Source organism: Paraburkholderia sp. SARCC-3016, assembly GCF_031119615.1.
Classification (GTDB): Bacteria; Pseudomonadota; Gammaproteobacteria; order Burkholderiales; family Burkholderiaceae; genus Paraburkholderia.
On sequence record NZ_JAVHZD010000032.1, the window covers coordinates 22,008 to 43,497 of the forward strand.

Genomic DNA, 21,490 nt, shown 5'->3' on the forward strand with positions numbered 1-21,490 from the left:
CCTGTCGCCGCATTGCGAAGCGTCACATCCGGCGCATCAGGTGCGCGGCACATCCGGCTCGAAGAATACCCAGCGCACCTGCGGAAACTTATCCTGCAACTCCGCTTCGATCACATTGATCGCGTCGACCATCGCGCGTCCGCTGTCATAGTCGATCATTTCCGCCTGAACCGCCACCACCACGTGCCGTCCCCATTGCAGCGTGATCAGATTGATGATGCTGCGAATCTCGCCGCGCGCGCGCAAATGCGCCTCGATCGCACGACGCACTTCCGGGCTCGCCGATTCGCCGATGATCATCGACTTCACTTCGCGCGCCACGAGCCACGCGATCACCATCAGCAGCAAGCCGACGCCGATCGAACCGAGCGCATCGAAGATCGGATTGCCGGTCAGCATCGTCAGCAGCACCGCAACGAAGGCGATCGCGAGACCGGCGAGTGCCGCGATGTCTTCGCCGGCGACCACGAGCAGTTCGGACTCGCGCGTTTCGCGGAACCAGCGCCACAGCGATTTATCCGGATTGGTCTTGCGAATCTCGCGCATTGCGCCTGTCAGCGACAGCGCCTCGAGCACGACCGACACACCCAATACCGTCAGCGCGACGTACGCATACGAGAGCGGTTCGTGCACAAGCACGCGGCGCACGCCCTCATAAACCGAAAACGCGCCTCCGACGAAGAACAGCAGCAGCGCGACGATCAGCGAATAGAAGTAAATCGCGCGGCCTGCTCCGAGCGGATGCAGCGGGCTCGCGGGCCGGCGCGCCTGGCGCAGGCCGAACAGCAGCAATACCTGGTTGCCGCAGTCGGCGCTCGAGTGAATCGCTTCGGCGAACATCGCGCCTGAGCCCGTGAAGGCCGCGGCCGCGAATTTGCAAATGGCGATGCCGATATTCGCGGCAAGCGCGTAAAAGATGGCTTTCGGCGATTCTTCCGTCATCGTCGGTATAAGAGATGTTATTGGACGTGAGTGTCAAACGATATCGAGCAACTTCAAACGACTTCAAACGACTTCAAGCGACCTCAAACGACCTCGACACGCGCCGCGCCGCCCGTCATCTCGCCGATTACCGCGACGCGCGCGAAGCCGTCGTCGCGGAAAATCGCGAGCACGTCGTCGACCGTATCGGGAGCGCATGCAACGAGAAGGCCGCCCGACGTCTGCGGGTCGGTCAGCAGCGTGCGCGCCGTGTCGGGCAAACTGCCGGCCAGTTGCACCTGCTCGCCGTACGACGCCCAGTTGCGGCCCGACGCGCCCGTGAACACACCGGCGGCGGCGAACGCGTCGACGCCGTCGAGCCATGGCAGGTCCGCGTAATGCACACGTGCACCGAGCCCAGCGCCGCGCGCCATTTCGAGTGCGTGGCCGAGCAGGCCGAATCCCGTGACGTCCGTCAGCGCATGCACGCCCGGCAGCGCCGCAAGCGCGGTGCCCGGCCGGTTCAGCTTCGTGGTCGACTCGATCATCTGCGCGTAACCGGCCTCGCCGAGCCGGTTCTTCTTCAATGCCGCCGACAGCACGCCGACGCCGAGCGGTTTGCCGAGCACGAGCACGTCGCCGGCCTGCGCGGCCGCATTGCGTTTGACGCGCTGCGGGTGCACGACGCCGAGCGCAGCGAGTCCGTAGATCGGCTCGACCGAATCGATCGAATGGCCGCCCGCGACCGGAATACCCGCTTGCGCGCATATGTCTTCGCCACCGCGCAACACAGCGGCGATCACGTCGTGCGGCAGCACGTTGATCGGCATGCCGACGAGCGCGAGCGCAAGAATCGGCTTGCCGCCCATCGCGTAGACGTCGGACAGCGCGTTGGTCGCCGCGATACGGCCGAAGTCGTACGGATCGTCGACGATCGGCATAAAGAAATCGGTGGTCGCAATAATCGCCTGCTCGTCGTTGAGGCGATAAACGGCGGCATCGTCGGCAGTCTCGGTGCCGACGAGCAGATCGGGAAATGTCGGCAGCGGCATGCTGCGCCTGAGCAGATTCGACAGGACGGCCGGCGCGATCTTGCAGCCGCAGCCGCCGCCGTGCGACAGGCTCGTCAGACGAGGGACAGTAAGGTTGGGCGTAGCGGTTTCGGTCATGACAGGACGGAATGCGATAGAGAAAACAACCGATATTATCGGCTGTCTGGCGGAAATTCGCGTTGACGACGACGCTCGACGGCATTCAGTGCCGCTCGAGCGCCGCCATCTCGCGGACCACGACGAGCAGCATCGACAGGCTTGCACCGCCCGCCGCGCGCAGATCGTTGAGCAACTGCGCGTAGCGCGCAAGCGCGGTTTCGCGCCGTGTGCGCCACGCGTCGACAAGCGTGCCGGGATCGGTCATCTCCGATGCGTCCGTTGCCTGCGCGAGCGCACTCGTCGCCAGCTGGCGCTTCAACCGCGCCAGTTCGGCGAGCGCCGCGGCGCGCGCCATCACGTCCCAATGCGTTGGCGTCGGCAGCGCGGCGGCACGCTCGCCGATCCAGCGATAGTTCAGTTGCGTACCGAGCGCGAAATACACGCCCGCGACCTGCTCGAGACTGCGGCCGCTCGTCGCTGCGACTTCGGCGATATCGAGCAGCGCCGCCGGAATTTCGCCGCTCGCCACGCGCACGGCGAGATCGCTGTCCACGCCCGCATCGACGAGCACGCGCTGCCGCTCCGAAATGGCTTCGATATCGGCGGCCGGCAGCAGCGCCGGCAATTGCGGCGCGAGCCGTTGCGCCGCGTCGCGGCAGCGCGCGATCAGCGCCGCCGCGCCGCCATCGCGGAGTTCGCCCGTTTGCAGATGACGCAGGAACCACAGCGACGCGCTTTCGAGCAGTCGCGTGATTTCGACGAACATGCGCGCCTGCACGTCGTCGGGCACGCGATTGTCGAGCGCGTCGATTCTGCGCCACACGTCGTCGAGATCGAAAACGCTGCGCGCCATCAGGCAGGCACGCACGATATCGCCCGGTTGCGCGTCGGTTTCTTCCATCATCCGGTGCACGAACGCACAGCCGACGCGATTGACCAGTCCGTTCGTCAGATACGTCGCGAGAATCTCGCGACGCAGCGGGTGGCGATGCATCGGCTCGTCGAAGCGCTCGCGCAGCGGCTGCGGAAAGTACTCGGCGAGCATGCCGGCCACGAGCGCGTCTTCGGGCACGTCGGATTCGAGCAGCGCATCGTAGAGCCACATCTTGCTGTACGCGAGCAGCACGGCGCGCTCCGGCGACGTGAGGCCCTGCTTCGCCGTATGCCGTTCGTTGATCTGGTCGTCGGTCGGCAGGAATTCGATCGCGCGGTTCAAACGGCCGATGCGTTCGAGATAGCGCATCAAACGCGTCTCCACCTCGAGCATGTCCGCCGCGTAGCGGCCCGCGATCGACAGCGCCTGCGTCTGATAGTAATTGTCCTGCAGCACGAGCAATCCGACTTCCTCGGTCATTTCCGCAAGCAATGCATTGCGCTGCTTGCCGGTCATCTCGCCGTCCGCCACCACGAGACCTAGCAGGATCTTGATGTTCACTTCGTGATCCGAACAGTCGACACCCGCGGAATTGTCGATCGCATCGGTATTCACGCGTCCGCCGCGTTGCGCGAACTCGATGCGGCCGTACTGCGTGAGCCCGAGATTGCCGCCTTCGGCCACCACCTTGCAGCGCAACTCGTTGCCATTCACGCGCACCGCGTCGTTCGTGCGGTCGCCGACCTGCGCATGCGTTTCGTGGCTCGCTTTCACATAGGTGCCGATGCCGCCGTTGTAGAGCAGGTCGACCGGCGCCTGCAGAATCGCACGGATCAGTTCGTTCGGCGTCAGCGCGGTTGCGCTAATGCCGAGCACGCTTTGCATCGCAGCCGATACCGGCACCGTTTTGGCCGCGCGTGGAAACACGCCGCCGCCCGCCGAGATCAGCGAGGGATCGTAGTCGGCCCAACTCGAACGCTCGAGGCCGAACAGACGCTGCCGTTCGGCGAGGCTCGCCGCCGTATCGGGGTTCGGATCGAGAAACACATGACGATGATCGAACGCCGCGACGAGTTTGATATGCGGCGATAGCAGCATGCCGTTGCCGAACACGTCGCCCGACATATCGCCGATGCCGATCACGGTGAAATCGGTCGCCTGCGTATCGACGCCCATCTCGCGAAAGTGCCGCTTGACCGACTCCCACGCGCCGCGCGCGGTGATGGCCATTTTCTTGTGGTCGTAGCCGACCGAGCCGCCCGATGCGAACGCATCGTCGAGCCAGAAACCGTATTGCTGCGAGATCGCATTCGCGTAGTCGGAAAATGTCGCGGTACCCTTGTCCGCGGCCACGACGAGATACGGATCGTCTGGATCGTGCCGCACGACGTCGGGCGGCGGCACGATCTCCGTGCCCGAACGGTTATCGGTCAGATCGAGCAGTCCGCGCAAAAACGTCTGGTAGCACGCGACGCCTTCGCGCAGCCACGCTTCCCGATCGCTCAACGGCGGCGGGTTCTTGACGACGAAGCCGCCCTTCGAGCCGACCGGCACGATGACGACGTTCTTCACCATCTGCGCTTTCATGAGCCCGAGCACTTCGGTGCGGAAATCCTCGCGCCGATCGGACCAGCGCAATCCGCCGCGTGCGACGCGCCCCCCGCGCAGATGCACGCCTTCCACACGCGGCGAGTAAACCCAGATTTCGAACATCGGTTTCGGTTCGGGCAAACCTGGCACCTTGGCCGGATCGAATTTGAACGACAGGTACGGCATCGGCTTGCCATGCGTGTCGCGATGGAAATAATTCGTGCGCACCGACGCATTGATCACACCGAGGAACTGCCGCAGGATGCGGTCTTCGTCGAGATTGGGCACCTGGTCGAGCGCGCCTTCGATCACTTTCAGCAGCCGCTCGATGCGCGCCTCGCGGCCCGTGCCCGGCGACGGATCGAAGCGCGCGATAAACAGCTCCACGAGCACCCGCGCGATTGCCGGGTTGCCCGTCAATGCGCGCACGATATAGGCGTCGCTGAAGGTCGAACCGACCTGCCGCAAATACTTCGCATACGCACGCAGGATCGTTACCTCGCGCGCGGCCAGATGCGCGCTCAGCACGAGTCTGTTCAGATCGTCGCTTTCGATCGTGCCGCACCAGACCTGTTCGAATGCATCTTCGAACAGGTCTTTGACGCGCTCGATATCGAATTCGGTTTCGTCGGCGAGCTCGAGGCCGAAGTCGTGAATCCACGCGGGCTGCGCGTGCGGCGCTTCGATCCGATACGGGCGCTCTTCGTCGACGCGCACGCCCAGATGCTCGAGCATCGGCAGGCTGCGCGATAGCGCGATCGGCTCGCCCACGCGATACACCTTGAAGCGGAAAGCACGCGGCGCCGATTCGATCGGCCGGTACAGGTTCATCGCAAGGTGGCCGGTGGCCTGCACGCGTTCGATCAGTTCGATATCGCGCACCGCCGTGCGCGCGGCGTAGTCGTCGCGATAGCCGGCCGGAAACGATTCGGCATAGTGCTGCAGCAGACGATTGCCCTGCTCCTCGCCGAACGTATCGAGCAGCGCATCGGCAAGATCGTCCTGCCAGCGGCGCGAGACCTGCACGAGCCGCGTTTCGAGCTCGCGCGTGTCGACATCGTGCATTGCGCCCGGCTCCGCGCGCACGACGAAATGAATCCTCGCAAGCGTCGACTCCGACAACAGCGGCGTGAACTCGACCGCTTTACCGTTGAACACCTCGAGCAGCAGCTTCGCAATGCGCCGGCGCAGATCGGTCGTGTACTTTTCGCGCGGCACGAACACGAGGCACGACACGAAGCGGTCGAAGCGATCGCGCCGCACGAAAATGCGCGTGCGCTGATGTTCCTGCAAACGCAGGACCCCCATCGCAATGTCGTACAGATCCTTTTCGTCCGCCTGGAACAGTTCGTCGCGCGGATAGGTTTCGAGCACCGTCACGAGCGATTTGCCGAGGTGGCCCTTCGGCAGAAAGCCCGCACGCCGCACGATATTCGCTATTTTGCGGCGCACGATCGGGATGTCGGTGGCCGAACCGATGTAAGCGGTCGACGTGTAAAGCCCGATAAAACGCCGCTCGCCGGCGATCTTCCCGTCGGGCCCGACGAGCTTCACGCCGACATAGTCGAGATAACCGGGCCGGTGGACTGTCGCGCGCGAATTGGCCTTCGTCAGAAAGATCGGCCACGCGCCGCTGATGATTTCCGCGGCCGCGGGCGGCAACGGCGTGACGTCGGGCGTGTGTTCGTCGCGCAAGGCATCGCGCAGAATGCCGAGGCCGGTGCCGGGCACCGCACGCAGTCCGAAGCCGCCGCCGTGGGAGACGAGTTCGTAGTCGCGCTGACCGAGAAACGTGAAGTGATCGGCGACCATCCATTCGAGAAATGCGCGCGCTTCCACGCCGTCCACGCTGCTTTCGCGTGTGGCGAGATCCTTGATCGTGCCGCGTGCGATGTCGGCGATCTTCTGCCAGTCTTCGACTGCCGCGCGCACGTCGCCGAGCACGCGCGCAATCGAGGCGCGCAATGCTTCGAGTTTCGCCGCGTCGCCGCAACGGTCCACTTCGAAATGAATAAACGACGCGAGTTGCGACTTCCCGTCGTCGGGTACCGAGCCGCCGACGGCGACGCGCTCGATATTGCCGTCCTTGCCGCGCCAGATCCGGAACACCGGGTGCACGACCGAGTGCAGCGAAAGCCCGAGGCCGTTGACAGCCATCGATACCGAATCGACGAGAAACGGCATGTCGTCATTGACGATCTCGAGCACCGTATGATCGGAGTGCCAGCCGTGCTGTTCGAGAATCGGGTTGTACACGCGTAACCGTTCGCTGCCGGGCACGAAGCGCTGCGCGGTTTGCCAGTGCGCCATCGCGGCGCCATACAGGTCGGGAATATTGCGGCTTTGCAGTTCGTCGGCGTCGACGAAATCGTAGTAGTGCCGCAGGAAAGGTTCGACTATCGCAAAGGCCGGTTCGGGCAACCGGCCCCGCGCGAATTCGACGACATCGTTGAGCAGGTGCGCGATGGCTTCTTCGTTTTTCGCTTGCATGACGTCCTCCACGGCGGGTGGCGATCCACTGCATTGGCGATACACCGGCATTATGCACCCTGCCCGCGCCACCTCCGTGCGCGGCGCTGTGCCGCTAACAGCACGACGTAATCAGGCGAATTTGGGGCAATCGAGCCGTGCGCCCGAGCTTCGAACCAACCGGCAAATCAGGAGTGAGCGTCAGGTCGCGCGGGGCGGCTTGCCGAAGCCGTCGACGCACCGCGCGACGGCACCGCGATGGGCGCCGCGTAAGAAACGGGTTTTGCTTCGGACGCATTCAGTTGCGGCGACGCGGCTCGCGGAGATTCCGTTTGCCGAGGCGTCGCTGGTGCGGGCTCCGCTCGCGATGTCGATGCTTGCGGCAGCGCTTCGGGCGATGCCTCCGATGCGCGCGCGTTTCGCAAATCAATCGCAATTGCCATAGGCGGTCGTGCATCCGCTCGACGTACTGCCGGCGGCAAAATCAATTGCACCGGCAACGCCGGCGTCACCGCCGCCGTCGCGTCCGCTGCATTCACATGCATCGACATGAACGGCTGCGCATGCACGACAGGCTCGACCGTCTTGTGGACTTCGCAGGAAGGAAGCGATGGCGTGCGCCGCTCGCGATGCACGGGCACTGCCACGGGCGCTGCATATGAAACATGCCGGACTTGCGCCGCAGGCATGACCGGTTCGACATCCGCTTGCGCCTTACGAGCCGGCACCGCAACCGGCGCCGCGTAAGACACGGGCGGCTTGCGTACCGGCGGCGGAACATCGGGCAGCGACGCCTGCCCCGCAGCGCGCTGCAACGCCGAGTCGCACGACGGCGCTTGCGGCAAGGTCGCGTCGACCTCCTCGCGCACGACGTCGCGCTCATTGCGCGCGTCATCGACCCGCGCCGCGTTTTCGAGCGGGGCCGGCCGCGCCGGCGTCGCGACATCGGCATCCGCGAGCGACAGGGCGTTGCCGCGCGGCTTGCCCCACTCCAGTTCGTTCGCCTGCGCGTGGGCAAGGAACGTCGCTGCTGACGGTGTACTCATGGTCGCGACCGTGTCGGTATGCACTGGAACGGCAGTCGGCGCGGCGTACGAAACCGCTACGCTTTGCGCACTCGCCGCGTCGGTCATGCATTGTGCATCCGATTCTGTCGCATCGACAATCGGCAAATTTGCGAACCCGCTCATGCTTTCTTCCGGCGGCGGCGCGAGCGGCGCGTCGGCTTTGGCTGCGGATTCCGCGGCCGTCTGTTCGACCGCTTCCATGTGTTGCGCGTACGCGACCGCGAACGGCGGAACGCTCGTGCAGACGACCGTTACAATTCGTGCAAGCTTGCAGGTCTGCGTCTCCAGGATCGTCCCGGAAAGCGCGCCTGGTCGGGTGTGGGCGCCACGACGAAATAAGGCCCGTCGCGATGGATGCAGGTATAAAGCGGCGCGCCGGGCGTCCCGGCTATGCGCTGATATTTTCAGGCCCGCCTATCCGTTGCCACACGAGCCCTTTCGCCCGCAACACGACTGCGCTAGCGCAGAACGTCATGTATTTGCTCGACGATCCATGCCGGGTCATCGTGCGGAATGTCGTGGCCCGCCGATGCGTGTTGACGATGTGGCGCACGCCATGCTGCCGCGACGCTCGCGGAGCAAATTGCGCTGACGAGACTATCCGCGGCCGAGGAAAGAAGCAGCGTTCGGCACGCGGGCGGCTGCGCCGCTGCGCGAAATGTCGCCGCCGCCACGAGCTGGCGCAATGCGTTGATGCGGCTCACCGGCGCGCTGCTTCGAATCGCTGCCCACGCCTCGATATCGGCGGCGAGCGTGAGCCGGTTATTGCATGTCATCGCATGAATCGCGCTTTCCGCAGCGCGCGCGTCGCGCCAATGCGTGGCGACGCGCATCAGCGCCGGCCACGCTCGCGGGCGCAGCCGCTCGTGCGGCCGGTTGAACGGCCGCATGCTCGTGTTGACCAGCACGAGCGCTTCGATTTCATGCGGATGCCGCTGCGCCCAGTGCGTTGCGACCATTCCGCCGAGCGACATGGCGAGCACGCGATACGGGCCCGGCACGCCACGCTCGAATGCCACGTTCCGCACGAAGCCCACCATATCCGCGACGCTGCGATACGAGCGCAAGCGCGCGAATTCGCCGTTGCCGGGAAGATCGATCGGCAGCACGCGCGCAACGTCGGCCACGTCGGCAAGGCGCTGCGGCAAGGTGCCCCAGTGCCGCGTTTCGCGCGTGAGCCCACGCAGCAGAATCCATGCGCTCATATGCGCCGCGGCCTGTACCAGAGGTCGAACGCATGCTGCAGCAGTTGCTGGCGCGCGGCGCCCTGCGGCAGCCAACGCTGCGACGAATAGGCGGCGCGCGTCAGGAAATCGAGCAGATTCGCGTGACGCCGCAACACCCGCTCCGTGCGATGCGCCTTGACCGGGTTGAACATGCCCTGCCTTGAAAAGATCTGCCGGGGATTCTTCTTGATCCATAGCCACGAGCCGAGTTCGAGCGTCATCGGCAAAAAGATGCTCGACGGCGGGCGACGATCGTAGGCGTAGTCCCACAGGTCGCCGTGCAACAGATATTGATGGCTTTGCGGTTCGAACATATAGCCGTGGTGAGGATGCGCGCGCTCGAACATTGTCTTCAACGCATACATCTCGGCAAGATGCGGCATCGCGCGACGCGTGCGCGCATACGGAAACCAGATGCTGTCGCGCCACCCATAGCCCGAATGGCAATCGAGCGCAAAGCTCAGCGGCCGCGGCGCGAGTTCATGCTCCACCACTTGCAGCAAGGCGACTGCTTCGGCTTCCATCGGCGCGCCGCGCCGGCCGCGATACCAGGGCAGCCAGGCGCCGAGACGCTGTCCGCCGGCGAGCCACGGCACATGCTCGTCGGCATCCTGCGGGCCGTTGCGCATCAGGTCGACGCCGTTCGGATTCGCGCGCGTCGCGGCCCACATGCCGCCGGGGTTCACGATCGGTACGAAGATCAGCCGCACCGATTGCAACTGGCGCACGAGCAGTTCGTCCCATTCGAGCCGGCCGATCAGCGAACGCATGTAATCGAGCACGAGTTGCGAACCGATCCGTTCGAGCCCATGGATGCCGCCGAAAAACCCGATCGCGGGCGCAAGCGGATCCGTCGAGCCGATGCTCGCCGTCAAAACGCAGAATGTTCTGCCCCGCACCCGTGTCTCGCAGACGCTGCGGATCTCGAAGATCGCGCTATTCGCTTCGAGTATGGCCTTCAGTTCTTCGTACTCCGCGAACGAATCGGGCAAAAAGCTGAGAACCTGTTGCATGGCGGCGCCGGTGGAAGGCTACGTTATTGGGGACGGCACATGCATTGACCCCTTCAAATATAGCCTGTCCGACGCGCGATTAAATGACAGTGGCGCGACGCACGCACAGCGAACAAACAACAGTCACATAACTGACACATTACATACGTGCGCCCGCACCCCGGCCCCACGCACGCGACGAATTTACGCGCTGATACATATAGTCGTCTAGACGTTGGGACACCTTCACTGAACCGTCATAGTCGCTTCCTAGAATGTGCCCGAACGTTCCGGCAAACACCGGCGTCTTCGACAGGATATCTATGCAAGCCATCCGCATCGAACGTTTGAGCAAGACGTTCAAAAACGGCCGCAAAGCGCTCGACGAAATCGATCTGCGTGTCGAGCCAGGTGAAATGGTGGCGCTGATCGGCGCATCCGGTTCGGGCAAATCGACGTTGCTGCGGCATATTGCCGGCTTCACGGCCTCCGATGAGCAACCGTCGGCGATTCAGATTCTCGGCCGGCCGATTCAGCGCAACGGCCGCATCGTGCGCGAAGTGCGGCGCATCCGTCGCGACATCGGCTTCGTGTTCCAGCAGTTCAATCTCGTCAATCGCATTTCGGTCGAAACGAATGTGCTGGTCGGTGCGCTCGCGCGTCTGCCGTTGTGGCGGCGTTTGACGGGCGCCTTTCCGCGCCACGAACGCGAGCTTTCGCTTGCGGCATTGCGCGAAGTCGGCATCGGCGATCATCTGCACGAACGCGCGGGCAATCTGTCCGGGGGCCAGCAGCAGCGCGCGGCCATCGCGCGCGCACTCGTGCAGCAGGCACGCATCATCCTCGCCGACGAACCGATCGCATCGCTCGACCCCGAATCGTCGCGCCGCGTGATGGACATCCTGCGCAAGCTCAATTCCGAACGCCAGCTGACCGTGCTCGTATCGCTGCATCAGGTGGACATCGCGATGCAGTATTGCCCGCGCACGGTCGCGCTGCGACGCGGCAAGATCGTCTACGACGGCCCGTCGGCCAGTCTCACGCCGGCGCTGTTGCAACAGCTGTATGGCGACGACGCGCGCGAACTGCTCGATCAACATGCCGGCGACGACGCATCGCATGCGTCGCTGTCGTACCCGTTTGCGCTGGATCCGGCGCATTCCACGTGATGCCGCGAAATGCGCATCGCACGATTATTCCAGGCTGTCTTGAATCGACCAACCAACCGGGATTCCGAACCCATGAAATTCTTGCGCTCACTGATCGTCGGCGTAGCTGCATTCGCGTGCGTCGCCGCTCACGCCGAGGACCCGAAAGACCTCAGTTTCGGCATCATCTCGACCGATGCGTCGAGCACGCTGCGTCAACGCTGGCAGCCGCTCATCGACGATCTGAACAAGCAGACGGGTCTGCACGTGAAAGCGTTCTTCGCGACCGATTACGCGGGCATCATCGAAGGGATGCGCTTCAACAAGGTTCAGATTGGCTACTTCGGTAACGCGTCGGCCATGGAAGCGGTCGACCGCGCGAACGGCGAAGTCTTTGCGAAGACCGTCATGGCCGATGGATCGAGCGGCTACAAATCGCTGCTGATCACGAACGTCAACAGCCGCTTCAAGTCGATCGACGACGTGTTCAAGAATACGAAGGACGTGAACCTCGGCTGGGGCGATCCGAATTCGACGTCGGGCACGCTGATTCCGGGCTACGACCTGTTTGCGAAGCGCGGCGTGACGGTAAACAGCGCGTCGTTCAAGACCGTGCTGCCGTCGAGCCACGAAGCGAATCTGCTGGCCGTGGTCAACGACAAGATCGACGTCGCGACGAACAACACGATGGAGCTCGACCGGCTGAAGACGCAGCATCCGGACAAGTTCGCGCAGGTGCGCGTGCTGTGGACCTCGCCGCTGATTCCGAGCGATCCGCTCGTGTGGCGCAAGGATCTGCCGCAAGATACGAAGGACAAGCTGCGCAAGTTCTTCGTCAACTACGCGAAGACCGATCCGCACGAGAAAGAAGTCATGAAGAACCTGACGATCTTCAGCGGCTTCGTTGCGTCGTCCGATGCGCAGCTGCTGCCGATCCGTCAGGTTGCGCTGTTCCAGCAGAAGCAGAAGCTGGAGGGCGACAGGAACCTTTCCGATGCGGACCGCAAGACTCAGGTGGCCGCAATCGACGCGAAGCTGGCCGCACTCAATAGCGAGGCACCGAAGCAATAATGAACACCGCCGACCTGACCTCCGGTCGCGGCGCGCAGCAGAAAGCGGCGGCCGCGGCAACCCACGCCGCGGCCGCCGGCAAGCGCAGCTGGGGCTCGACACTGAGCTGGATTGCGCTGATCGCGGTGCTCGGCGCGTCGTGGCACGCCGCGGACATGCGCCCGCTCGATCTGTTCGCCGATGCGGGCAACATGGGGCAGTTCGCCAAGGACTTCTTCCCGCCCAACTTCGACGACTGGCACATCTACGTGCACGAGATGTTGGTCACGCTCGCGGTTGCCGTGTGGGGCACCGCGCTGTCGATCGTCTGCGCGATCCCGTGCGGGCTCATGTCGGCGCACAACATGGCGCCGATATGGGTCGTGCAGCCGATGCGGCGCATGATGGACGCGTGCCGCGCGATCAACGAGATGGTGTTCGCGATGCTGTTCATCGTCGCGGTCGGTCTCGGTCCGTTCGCGGGTGTGCTCGCATTGTGGGTGCATACGACCGGCGTGCTCGCGAAGCTCTTTGCGGAGGCCGTCGAAGCGATCGACCCGCGTCCGGCCGAAGGCGTGCGTGCGACGGGCGCGACGGGTCTCGACGAAATCATCTATGGCGTGCTGCCGCAGGTGTTGCCGCTGTGGATCTCGTACGCGCTGTACCGGTTCGAGTCGAATGTGCGCTCCGCGATGGTGGTCGGGATGGTCGGTGCAGGCGGGATCGGCGTCGTGCTGTACGAGTCGATCCGCTCGTTCGATTATGCGCAGACGTCGGCGGTGCTGATTATGGTCGTGGTCGTGGTGACGGCGATCGATCTGATTTCCGCGAAGTTGCGGGAGCGGGTGATTTAAACGCGTCGCGCGGAAGTCGCGCCACGCATTTGCGCCGCGTAGCATCGTCGTGCCCGACACTCGCGCTTCACTGGCCCGTGCGCCGGCCGACCTCGTCGGCATGATACGAAGACCTCACGAGCGGGCCGGCCACCACTTCCCTGAACCCGAGCCGCAGGCCTTCGTCGCGCCACGCGTCGAATGTTTGCGGCGGCACGTACCGCCGCACGGGCATATGAAACTTCGAAGGCGCGAGATACTGGCCGATCGTCAGTACGTCGACACGATGCGCGCGAATATCGCGCATCGTCTCGAGTAACGCCGCTTCGGTTTCACCGAGGCCCGCCATCAGTCCGGACTTCGTCAGCATGTCCGGCTGCGCCTCTTTCACGCGCGCAAGCAGTTCGAGCGACCCTTCATAACTTGCGCCCGCGCGCGCGGCCCGATACAACGACGGCACCGTCTCCACATTGTGATTGAAGACGTCGGGCCACGCGGCCGATAGCGCGTCGAGCGCGCGCTCGACACGGCCGCGAAAATCGGGCGTCAGCAGTTCGATGCGAATGTCCGGCACGCGCGCGCGCAGCAACGCCACGCAGCGCGCAAAATGCGCGGCGCCGCCGTCGCGCAGATCGTCGCGGTCGACCGAGGTAATCACGACATAACGCAAGCCCAGTGCGGCCACCGCATCGGCGAGCCGGGCCGGTTCTGCTTCGTCGAGCGCAGCGGGGCGGCCATGCGCGACGTCGCAGAACGCGCAGCGGCGGGTGCACACGCCGCCCATGATCATAAATGTCGCGGTCCGTTGTGCGAAGCATTCGCCGATGTTCGGGCACATGGCCTCCTCGCAGACCGAATGCAGGCGATGCGCACGCAGAATCGCCGCCATGCCGGCCACGGTTTCGCTCATCATCGGCCTTGCATGCAGCCACGGCGGCTTCGGCAGCACGTCCGTGCGCACAGGCGGCACGACCTTCACCGGAATACGCGCGAGCTTGTCGCGGCTGCGCAAGCCGTGCTGCCCGAGCGCCGTCGCGCCCGAACCCGAGGCCGGCGCCGGATGCGCGCCTTCTTGTCGCGGCACGGCCTGCATCGTCACGCTCCTCCGAAGAAGTCGTTCAGCAGCCGATTCACTTCGGACGCCGCTTCCATATGCACCATATGGCCCTTGCCTTCGATCACATGCACGCGGATCTCGCCCGGCAACCCTTGCGCGTGCCGCGCGGGGATGATCTGGTCCTGCGCGCCCCAGATCACCATCGCGCGCGGCGCGAGCGCACCGATGCGATCGCGGTAGATCTTCTGCTGCACGCCATCGACGAACGCGAGCGCGGCGATTTTCCGCAAGGCCTCGTTGACGCCTTCGAGCCGCTTGTACTTGACGATGTCTTCGATCATTTGCCGCGTGACGAGCGCCGGGTCCGCAAACAGCTGCAGCATATGCGGCTTCAACGCATTGCGGCTGCTGCCCGCCACGAAGCCTTCGATATACGCGCGGTTGATCTCCTCGCCGAGCCCCGCGCCGCTGATCAGCGTCAACGACGCGACACGCGCGGGCGCATTTGCGGCGATCGTCATCGCCACGAGACTGCCCATCGAATGCCCAACCAGATGAGCGCGCTCGATGCCGCGGTCGTCGAGAAAGGCGAGCACCGCATCGGCCAGTTCCTCGACGCTGCCGGTGTCGACGGCCTTGCCCGATTCGCCATGCCCCGGCAGGTCGAGTGCCCACACCTCACGGTGAGCGGCGAGGTCCGCATGGTTGAACATCCATGCGTTGAGGTCGCCGCCGAACCCATGGATCAGCACCGCCGGCGTGCCGCCGCCGTTGCCGACCTTCAGAAAGCGCACCGTGCGGCCGCCGATCTGCGCTTTTTCCGGCTGCGGCCCCGAATCGGCTTGCGCCGCGGCCGCCGGCACGAAATCGCGCTGAAACGTGGCGACCGCTTCGTCGATTTCAGCATCGGGCGCTTCGACATCGGCGACGACGCCGAGCAGCGCACCGACCGGCAAGGTATCGCCCTGCTGCGCAATCTGCCGGCGCAGCGTGCCGTCGAATGCACACTCGACGCCCGACGATATCTTGTCGGTCTCGACGTCGAGCAGCTCGTCGCCGCGGCTCACCTTGTCGCCCACCGATTTCAGCCAGCCGTTGACCTGGCCCTGCTCCATCGACAAGCCCCACTTGGGCATCGTTACCATATGAATCGGCATTGCTCGTCACCTCTCTCAGTGCGTCGTCTTCGTCACCGCCGCGGCGATCTGATCGGGCGACGGAATGTACAGGTCTTCCAGCACGCTTGCGAACGGCGCCGGCGTGTGCGGCGCGGTGACCAGCCCGATCGGCGCCTTCAGCGAATGAAACGCCTTCTGCGCGACGAGCGCGGCGATGTCGGTCGCCATCGAGCAGCGCGGATTCGCCTCATCCACCACGACCACGCGGCCGGTTCGCTCCACGCTTTCGAGGATCGTCTCTTCGTCGAGCGGCGACGTCGTGCGCAGATCGATGATGTCGACGTGGATGCCGTCTTTCGCAAGTCGGTCCGCTGCTTCGGTCGCGAAGTGCACCATGCGGCCATACGTGACGATCGTCGCGTCGTCGCCTTCGCGCACGACGTTCGCCTCCCCGAACGGGATCGTGTACAGCTCTTCGGGCACGTCGCCCTCGCGGCCGTACAGCAGCTTATGCTCGCAGAAAATGACCGGGTCGTTATCGCGGATCGCCTGGATCATCAGCCCCTTCGCATCGTACGGCGTCGACGGGCACACGACTTTCAGGCCGGGCACATGCGTAAACAGCGACGTGAGCATCTGCGAGTGTTGCGCCGCCGCGCGCAGGCCCGCGCCCTGCATCGTGCGGATCACCACGGGCGTCACCGCTTTGCCGCCGAACATATAGCGGAATTTTGCGGCCTGATTGAAGATCTGATCGAAGCAGACGCCCATGAAGTCGATAAACATCAGCTCCGCGACCGGCCGCATGCCGCACGCAGCCGCGCCGACCGCCGCGCCGATAAAGCCCCCTTCCGACAGCGGCGTATCGAGTACGCGCCCCGGATACTTGTGATAAAGCCCCTTCGTGACACCGAGCACGCCACCCCATGCGTCGTGCTCGCCGGGCGCGCCTTCGCCGCCCGCATTGTCTTCCCCCATCACGATGACGCTTTCGTCGCGCGCCATCTCCTGACTCAACGCTTCGTTGATTGCCTGTGAGTAGCTGATCTTGCGTGCCATGTCCGTCTCCTTGAATAGGTCTAAGCGTATGCGCGGTCGCTGCGGCCACCGGGTCAGTCAGCGGTACGACACGTAGACATCGGTCAGCAGGTCTTCGGCGCCGGGCAGCGGTGCCGCCTTCGCTTCCGTCACCGCCGCGTCGATCAGCTGTTTCACGTTCGCATCGACGTCGCGCAGTTCGGCGGCGCTCAGCATCTCGGCACGCACGACGCGTTCTTCGAAACGCTTCAGGCAGTCCTTTTCGTCGCGCAGCTTCTGCACTTCACCGGGCGCGCGATACGTTTGCGCATCGCCCTCGAAGTGGCCGAAGTAGCGCGACAGCTTCATTTCGACGAGTGTCGGTCCGCCGCCGCCGCGCGCCCGTTCGATCGCTTCGCCGACCGCTTCGTGCACCGCGAAAAAATCGAAGCCGTCGACAATCACGCCTGGCATGCCGAATCCGCTCGCGCGGTCCGCGATGTTGTCCGACGCAACGGCCCACGACGACGACGTCGATTCCGCGTAGCCGTTGTTCTCCGCGATAAAGATCGCGGGCAGCCGCCAGATCGACGCGAGGTTCATCGATTCGAAAATCACACCCTGATTCGATGCGCCGTCGCCGAAGAAACAGACGCCGACCCCGCCGGTCTTCCTGTACCTGGCCGCGAGCGCGGCGCCGCAGACGAGCGGCCCGCCCGCGCCGACGATGCCGTTTGCGCCGAGCATGCCCCGGGACAGATCGGCGATATGCATCGAACCGCCCTTGCCGCGGCATACGCCTGTCGTGCGACCGTAGATTTCCGCCATCATGCCGCGCACGTCGACGCCCTTTGCGATGCAGTGGCCGTGGCCGCGGTGCGTGGTGGCGACATAGTCGGCGTCGTTCAGATGCAGCATCGTGCCGACCGCGGACGCCTCCTCGCCCGCATACAAATGCACGAAGCCCGGGATCTCCCCGGTGGCGAACTCGACATGCAGCCGCTCCTCGAATTCGCGAATCGTGCGCATCATCCGATACGCATCCAGCAGCTTTTGCTTGCTCAACTGACTCGAAACAGACATGGCGTGTCTCCTTTCCGTCTGATCATCCAGCGATGTAATGGCGCTGCGCGGCCATCTCGCGCATCAATTGCCGCGACGCCGAATAGCGCAGCGTGCGGCCTACGTCGACCGTCAACGGCCCGGCCCAATCCAGCGCGATCTCATAGCGGTCGTCGCGCTCCAGTTCGATTTCGCGTTCGCCGTCGAATGCGAGCGTGCCGCGACCCGCGTCGACCGGCAGCCATTCGCCGACTTCGAGCCGGTCGCAGGTGCGCATCGTCACCTGCCCGACGCGCCCCGGCGCGAGCGGCGCGAAGACCGGCACGCCCGCTCCGCCGTCGTGCGCGAACGTCAGATGCAGGCCGTGCGAGGCGCTGCGTTCGACCGGCGCCCAAGCGCCGCCGATCGACGACAGGCCGATGCCGTCGGGCGGTGCGAACGTCAGGTAGAGCGCGTCGATATCGGCCGGGTCCGACACTGCGCGTGCGCCGATGAAACGCTGCCGGCTCACGCACACATCGACGAGCGCGATCTCTTCGCGGCCGCGGTTCGGCCCGGCGACACAGCGCACGACGAGCCGCTTGTTGCGCGTCAGCGCAACCTCGGGCGGCACGATGCCCGCTGCGACGAGCGCGCCCGCGAGGCCTGCGACGGTCGCTTCGCGCATCTCGGGAAATGCGTTGTTAGTGCCCGTGGAAAGCGTCAGCAAAGGGACGCTGCCGCAATGCGCGGCGACCGCGCGATGCGTGCCGTCGCCGCCTAACACCGCGATCAGACCGACGCCGGCGCGCACCATGTAGTCGACGCCCGCATGCGTATCCGCGACGCTGTCGGTAATCGGCAGATCGAGGAATTCGACGTCGGGCCAATGCTCGGGATAGCCGAGTGCCGCATGCGTATCGAGTGCGCGGCACAGCAGCGCCGCCACGCCGGTCTTGTCGCGCAGCGTCAGCACCCGGCTGTCGCCGAGCATGCCGAGACCCGCGAGCAGGCGCACGACCATGTTGGCCTTCTCCGCCGTCGGGAACACCGATGCATGCGTCGTCAGCCGGCGGATGTCGCGCCCCGACGCGGGGTTTGCGATGAGGCCGACGGTGATGGGCGATGCCAAGGTCTGTCTCCGTTGTTTCGTTGCATCTGCTTCGATGCTTCTATCCGCGTGCGACGCTCGAGGGAGCGTCGTGCGTTTTGACCGAGCGCATTACTGCAATGCCCATGCCAAGAAATTACCGCTATGGCCGAAGCGCGATGAAGCCGCGCGCATCAAGGCTCGCGACGCGCGGGCGGGCCTTGATGGCCAGTCTGGAAACGCGATATGACGCCATGCAGGAGGCGCGACGTGTCTCACATCTTTGTGCGTACCAGGTATTCCGAAGAAATCGGTGAAGACGGCAACCCTTCGGGCGACCCGATTTTTCAGGCCTTTTCTGTGCAGACGCCGGTGTCTCACGCTGCCTGAGACAAACGTCTCAACCGTCTCGCGTGCTGCATTGCAGTGTGATTGCGCGTGCCGGATGTGCTACAAGAAGGTCCCACCCTCCGTGCGCCGTTCGAGCGCCGTCCGACGGGAGCCGACCATGCCCTACGTCTCTCAAACGCAGCACATCGATCGTGTCCGCGGCGCCATCGAAGGACGCCTGCCCGTGCCGGCCGCGCCCGATGCGCAGCGGCTCGTATCGTCGTGGCAGCGTTCGTATGAACAGTACCGGCTCGATCCGGGCTCGGTTGTCGGACCGCGCGTGCTTACGTCTGCGGAATTGCGCGAGGTGCAAGGCAAGGAAGAGGCGTTTTTGCGCGCGTCGGGGCAATGCCTGACACGTCTGCATGAAATGATTCGCGTCGCCGACTATTGCGTGCTGCTGACCGATGCGCACGGCGTGACGATCGACTACCGGCTCGAGCGCGACCGGCGCAGCGACTTCAGGCACGCGGGGCTCTATATCGGTTCGTGCTGGTCCGAACGCGAAGAAGGCACGTGCGCCGTCGCCAATGTACTGACGGACCTCGCGCCGATCACGGTGCATAAGATCGATCACTTCCGCGCAGCGTTCACGACGCTGACCTGCAGCGCATCGCCGATTTTCGCGCCTACGGGCGAGCTGATCGGCGTGCTCGATGCGTCGGCCGTGCAGTCGCCCGATAACCGCGACAGCCAGCGACTCGTGTTTCAGCTCGTGCGGCAAAGCGCGACGTTGATCGAAGACGGCTACTTCCTCAATCAGACCACGCAGCATTGGGTGCTGTTCGGCCATCAGAGCCGCAACTTCGTCGAGGCGCAGCCCGAGGTGCTGATCGCGTTCGACGAATGCGGCAATATCGTTGCGTCGAACCGCAAGGCACAGGAATGCATCGCGGGCCTCAGCGGTCCGCGTCATATCGACGAAATCTTCGATACGTCGGCGATACACCTGCACGATGTCGCACGCGGCGATACGATCGTGCCGCTGCGTTTGCGTGCGAGCGGCGCACTGCTGCACGCGCGGATTCGCGAGCCGCTCAAGCGTGTATCGCGCGCCACGCGCACGATAGCGGGATTCACTGCGGCTGCGGGCACGTCCTTGTCGAGCGGCTCGCGCGATGCCTGCCGCGGCGTCGCCGCCGATGCGCGGCGCGATGTCGGTGCACTTGGCCGCTTTCTGCGCAGCCGCGACGTGCGTATTGCGCGCAATGCCGAGGTCGCATTGCGCATCGCCGGCAAACGGCTGCCCATCCTCATACTCGGCGAAACCGGTGTCGGCAAGGAAGTGTTCGCGCATGCGCTGCACGATTCGGGCGCGCGGCGCGCGCGACCCTTCGTCGCCGTCAATTGCGGCGCGATTCCCGAATCGCTGATCGAGAGCGAACTGTTCGGTTACGCGCCGGGCGCGTTCACCGGCGCGCGCAGCCGCGGCGCACGCGGCAAGATTGCGCACGCGCATACGGGCACGCTGTTTCTCGACGAAATCGGCGATATGCCGCTCAGTCTGCAAACGCGTCTTCTGCGCGTGCTGGCCGAAGGCGAAGTGATGCCGCTGGGCGGCGATACGCCGGTGCGTGTCGATATCGACGTGATTTGCGCAACGCACCGCGATTTACAGCAGATGGTCGCCGTTGGCGCGTTCCGCGAAGATCTCTATTACCGGCTAAGCGGCGCGACGCTGCACATGCCGCCGTTGCGGGAGCGCGAGGACATCCTCGACATCGTGCATGAAGTGTTCGATGAAGAAGCACAAGGCGCCGGCCACGCGCTCATGCTCGATGCGCAGCTCGCCGAGCGGCTCTGCGGATTCGGCTGGCCCGGCAATATCCGGCAGCTGCGCAACGTGTTGCGCTATGCGTGCGCCGTGTGCGATGCGACACGCGTCGATTTTCGGCATCTGTCGCCGGACATTGCGGCACTGCTTGCGCCCCGCCATGCCGAGGCCGGCGGTCCCGCGTTTGCAGCGCAGCCGTCGCTCGCCCATGCCGGCGACGAACGGGCTCGCATTGTCGACGCGCTGACGCGGCATCAGTGGCACCCGAACGCGGCGGCGCAAGCGCTCGGCATCTCGCGCGCAACGCTATATCGCCGCATTGCAAAGCTGGGCATAGTCGGGCCTCATCGGGGTTAGCCTGCGGCTCGCGGGCGGTTCGCCCGCGGTTATTGCTCGGCCAGTTTGCCGCGGCTTCGGTTGCGGCCGAAGCGACGGCCTCCCACATGCCGCGCATCGGCCGTTTCGCCGCTCGCGAGGTCCGCGTATCGCCCATGGCGGGCCGAGCGCGACATCAGCTTTTCGGGAATGCTCGTCGCGAGAAGATAAGTCGTCCATGCGCCGAACGCGACGACCGCAAGCGCTAAAAGAAGGATCTGCATAACGTCTCCACAATGCTGCCGCGCGATTGCGCGGATCTTCAGCCTCGACATTACACAAGCTGCATCGCCGCGGGATGCACACT

Annotated in this window: 16 protein-coding genes; 4 read left to right on the forward strand and 12 right to left on the reverse strand. The window is 64.7% G+C overall.

The window, feature by feature from the left end:
• Positions 1 to 36 precede the first annotated feature (36 nt).
• From QYH69_RS27575 to QYH69_RS27600, 6 genes are all read right to left on the reverse strand, one after another.
• On the reverse strand, positions 37 to 942 hold the full coding sequence (locus QYH69_RS27575; protein WP_308834890.1) for a cation diffusion facilitator family transporter: 906 nt from the start codon (positions 940 to 942) through the stop codon (positions 37 to 39).
• Positions 943 to 1,025: 83 nt separating this feature from the next.
• Entirely contained in the window at positions 1,026 to 2,090 is a 1,065-nt protein-coding gene (gene selD, locus QYH69_RS27580) for a selenide, water dikinase SelD (RefSeq protein ID WP_308834891.1), read from the reverse strand.
• A gap of 85 nt (positions 2,091 to 2,175) precedes the next feature.
• Positions 2,176 to 7,026, reverse strand: a complete 4,851-nt coding sequence (locus QYH69_RS27585) for an NAD-glutamate dehydrogenase (protein ID WP_308834892.1) — start codon at positions 7,024 to 7,026, stop codon at positions 2,176 to 2,178.
• 167 nt (positions 7,027 to 7,193) lie between these two features.
• Positions 7,194 to 8,273, reverse strand: coding sequence for a hypothetical protein (locus tag QYH69_RS27590; protein WP_308834893.1), 1,080 nt, complete (start codon positions 8,271 to 8,273; stop codon positions 7,194 to 7,196).
• 257 nt (positions 8,274 to 8,530) lie between these two features.
• A complete protein-coding gene (locus QYH69_RS27595; RefSeq protein WP_308834894.1) occupies positions 8,531 to 9,277 on the reverse strand; it encodes an alpha/beta hydrolase in 747 nt (248 codons plus the stop codon).
• Entirely contained in the window at positions 9,274 to 10,311 is a 1,038-nt protein-coding gene (locus tag QYH69_RS27600; protein WP_308834895.1) for a M14 family zinc carboxypeptidase, read from the reverse strand. The genes QYH69_RS27595 and QYH69_RS27600 overlap by 4 nt, the downstream gene beginning before the upstream one ends.
• 302 nt (positions 10,312 to 10,613) lie before the next feature.
• Here QYH69_RS27600 and phnC point away from each other — a divergent pair, with 302 nt between their 5' ends.
• The 3 genes from phnC (at position 10,614) to phnE (ending at position 13,342) form a co-directional block, all read left to right on the forward strand.
• Positions 10,614 to 11,459 (forward strand): phosphonate ABC transporter ATP-binding protein, encoded by an 846-nt coding sequence (gene phnC, locus QYH69_RS27605; RefSeq protein ID WP_308834896.1) that lies wholly within the window; start codon positions 10,614 to 10,616, stop codon positions 11,457 to 11,459.
• A gap of 72 nt (positions 11,460 to 11,531) precedes the next feature.
• The gene (phnD, locus tag QYH69_RS27610; protein ID WP_308834897.1) at positions 11,532 to 12,509 is read left to right on the forward strand and encodes a phosphonate ABC transporter substrate-binding protein; all 978 of its coding nucleotides are present in this window, start codon (positions 11,532 to 11,534) and stop codon (positions 12,507 to 12,509) included.
• On the forward strand, positions 12,509 to 13,342 hold the full coding sequence (gene phnE / locus QYH69_RS27615; RefSeq protein WP_308834898.1) for a phosphonate ABC transporter, permease protein PhnE: 834 nt from the start codon (positions 12,509 to 12,511) through the stop codon (positions 13,340 to 13,342). The genes phnD and phnE overlap by 1 nt, the downstream gene beginning before the upstream one ends.
• A 67-nt stretch (positions 13,343 to 13,409) precedes the next feature.
• Here the strand turns inward: phnE and lipA are convergent, their stop codons facing one another.
• From lipA to QYH69_RS27640, 5 genes are read right to left on the reverse strand one after another with little or no spacing between them, the layout of a single operon-like run.
• Positions 13,410 to 14,414, reverse strand: coding sequence for a lipoyl synthase (gene lipA / locus QYH69_RS27620; protein WP_374992511.1), 1,005 nt, complete (start codon positions 14,412 to 14,414; stop codon positions 13,410 to 13,412).
• Positions 14,415 to 14,416: 2 nt separating this feature from the next.
• On the reverse strand, positions 14,417 to 15,535 hold the full coding sequence (locus tag QYH69_RS27625; protein WP_308834900.1) for an acetoin dehydrogenase dihydrolipoyllysine-residue acetyltransferase subunit: 1,119 nt from the start codon (positions 15,533 to 15,535) through the stop codon (positions 14,417 to 14,419).
• 15 nt (positions 15,536 to 15,550) lie between these two features.
• On the reverse strand, positions 15,551 to 16,555 hold the full coding sequence (locus QYH69_RS27630; protein ID WP_308834901.1) for an alpha-ketoacid dehydrogenase subunit beta: 1,005 nt from the start codon (positions 16,553 to 16,555) through the stop codon (positions 15,551 to 15,553).
• Between the two features lie 57 nt (positions 16,556 to 16,612).
• Positions 16,613 to 17,596 carry a thiamine pyrophosphate-dependent dehydrogenase E1 component subunit alpha gene (locus QYH69_RS27635; RefSeq protein ID WP_308834902.1) on the reverse strand — a complete coding sequence of 328 codons (984 nt, stop codon included), beginning with the start codon at positions 17,594 to 17,596 and terminating at the stop codon, positions 16,613 to 16,615.
• Positions 17,597 to 17,618: 22 nt separating this feature from the next.
• Positions 17,619 to 18,686, reverse strand: coding sequence for an NAD(+)/NADH kinase (locus QYH69_RS27640; RefSeq protein ID WP_308834903.1), 1,068 nt, complete (start codon positions 18,684 to 18,686; stop codon positions 17,619 to 17,621).
• Positions 18,687 to 19,152: 466 nt separating this feature from the next.
• On the opposite strand from QYH69_RS27640, the gene QYH69_RS27645 reads away from it, so the two are divergent.
• Entirely contained in the window at positions 19,153 to 21,165 is a 2,013-nt protein-coding gene (locus QYH69_RS27645; RefSeq protein ID WP_308834904.1) for a sigma-54-dependent Fis family transcriptional regulator, read from the forward strand.
• A gap of 29 nt (positions 21,166 to 21,194) precedes the next feature.
• Here the strand turns inward: QYH69_RS27645 and QYH69_RS27650 are convergent, their stop codons facing one another.
• Complete coding sequence (locus tag QYH69_RS27650) at positions 21,195 to 21,407, reverse strand: hypothetical protein (protein WP_308834905.1); 213 nt, start codon at positions 21,405 to 21,407, stop codon at positions 21,195 to 21,197.
• Positions 21,408 to 21,490: the final 83 nt, after the last annotated feature.

Excerpts from the sequence above, each read along its gene's own strand:
- QYH69_RS27575 (WP_308834890.1), bottom strand. The coding sequence starts at position 942 with ATGACGGAAGAATCGCCGAAAGCCATCTTTTACGCGCTTGCCGCGAAT.
- selD (WP_308834891.1), bottom strand. The coding sequence starts at position 2,090 with ATGACCGAAACCGCTACGCCCAACCTTACTGTCCCTCGTCTGACGAGC.
- QYH69_RS27585 (WP_308834892.1), bottom strand. The coding sequence starts at position 7,026 with ATGCAAGCGAAAAACGAAGAAGCCATCGCGCACCTGCTCAACGATGTC.
- QYH69_RS27590 (WP_308834893.1), bottom strand. The coding sequence starts at position 8,273 with ATGGAAGCGGTCGAACAGACGGCCGCGGAATCCGCAGCCAAAGCCGAC.
- QYH69_RS27595 (WP_308834894.1), bottom strand. The coding sequence starts at position 9,277 with ATGAGCGCATGGATTCTGCTGCGTGGGCTCACGCGCGAAACGCGGCAC.
- QYH69_RS27600 (WP_308834895.1), bottom strand. The coding sequence starts at position 10,311 with ATGCAACAGGTTCTCAGCTTTTTGCCCGATTCGTTCGCGGAGTACGAA.
- phnC (WP_308834896.1), top strand. The coding sequence starts at position 10,614 with ATGCAAGCCATCCGCATCGAACGTTTGAGCAAGACGTTCAAAAACGGC.
- phnD (WP_308834897.1), top strand. The coding sequence starts at position 11,532 with ATGAAATTCTTGCGCTCACTGATCGTCGGCGTAGCTGCATTCGCGTGC.
- phnE (WP_308834898.1), top strand. The coding sequence starts at position 12,509 with ATGAACACCGCCGACCTGACCTCCGGTCGCGGCGCGCAGCAGAAAGCG.
- lipA (WP_374992511.1), bottom strand. The coding sequence starts at position 14,414 with ATGCAGGCCGTGCCGCGACAAGAAGGCGCGCATCCGGCGCCGGCCTCG.
- QYH69_RS27625 (WP_308834900.1), bottom strand. The coding sequence starts at position 15,535 with ATGCCGATTCATATGGTAACGATGCCCAAGTGGGGCTTGTCGATGGAG.
- QYH69_RS27630 (WP_308834901.1), bottom strand. The coding sequence starts at position 16,555 with ATGGCACGCAAGATCAGCTACTCACAGGCAATCAACGAAGCGTTGAGT.
- QYH69_RS27635 (WP_308834902.1), bottom strand. The coding sequence starts at position 17,596 with ATGTCTGTTTCGAGTCAGTTGAGCAAGCAAAAGCTGCTGGATGCGTAT.
- QYH69_RS27645 (WP_308834904.1), top strand. The coding sequence starts at position 19,153 with ATGCCCTACGTCTCTCAAACGCAGCACATCGATCGTGTCCGCGGCGCC.
- QYH69_RS27650 (WP_308834905.1), bottom strand. The coding sequence starts at position 21,407 with ATGCAGATCCTTCTTTTAGCGCTTGCGGTCGTCGCGTTCGGCGCATGG.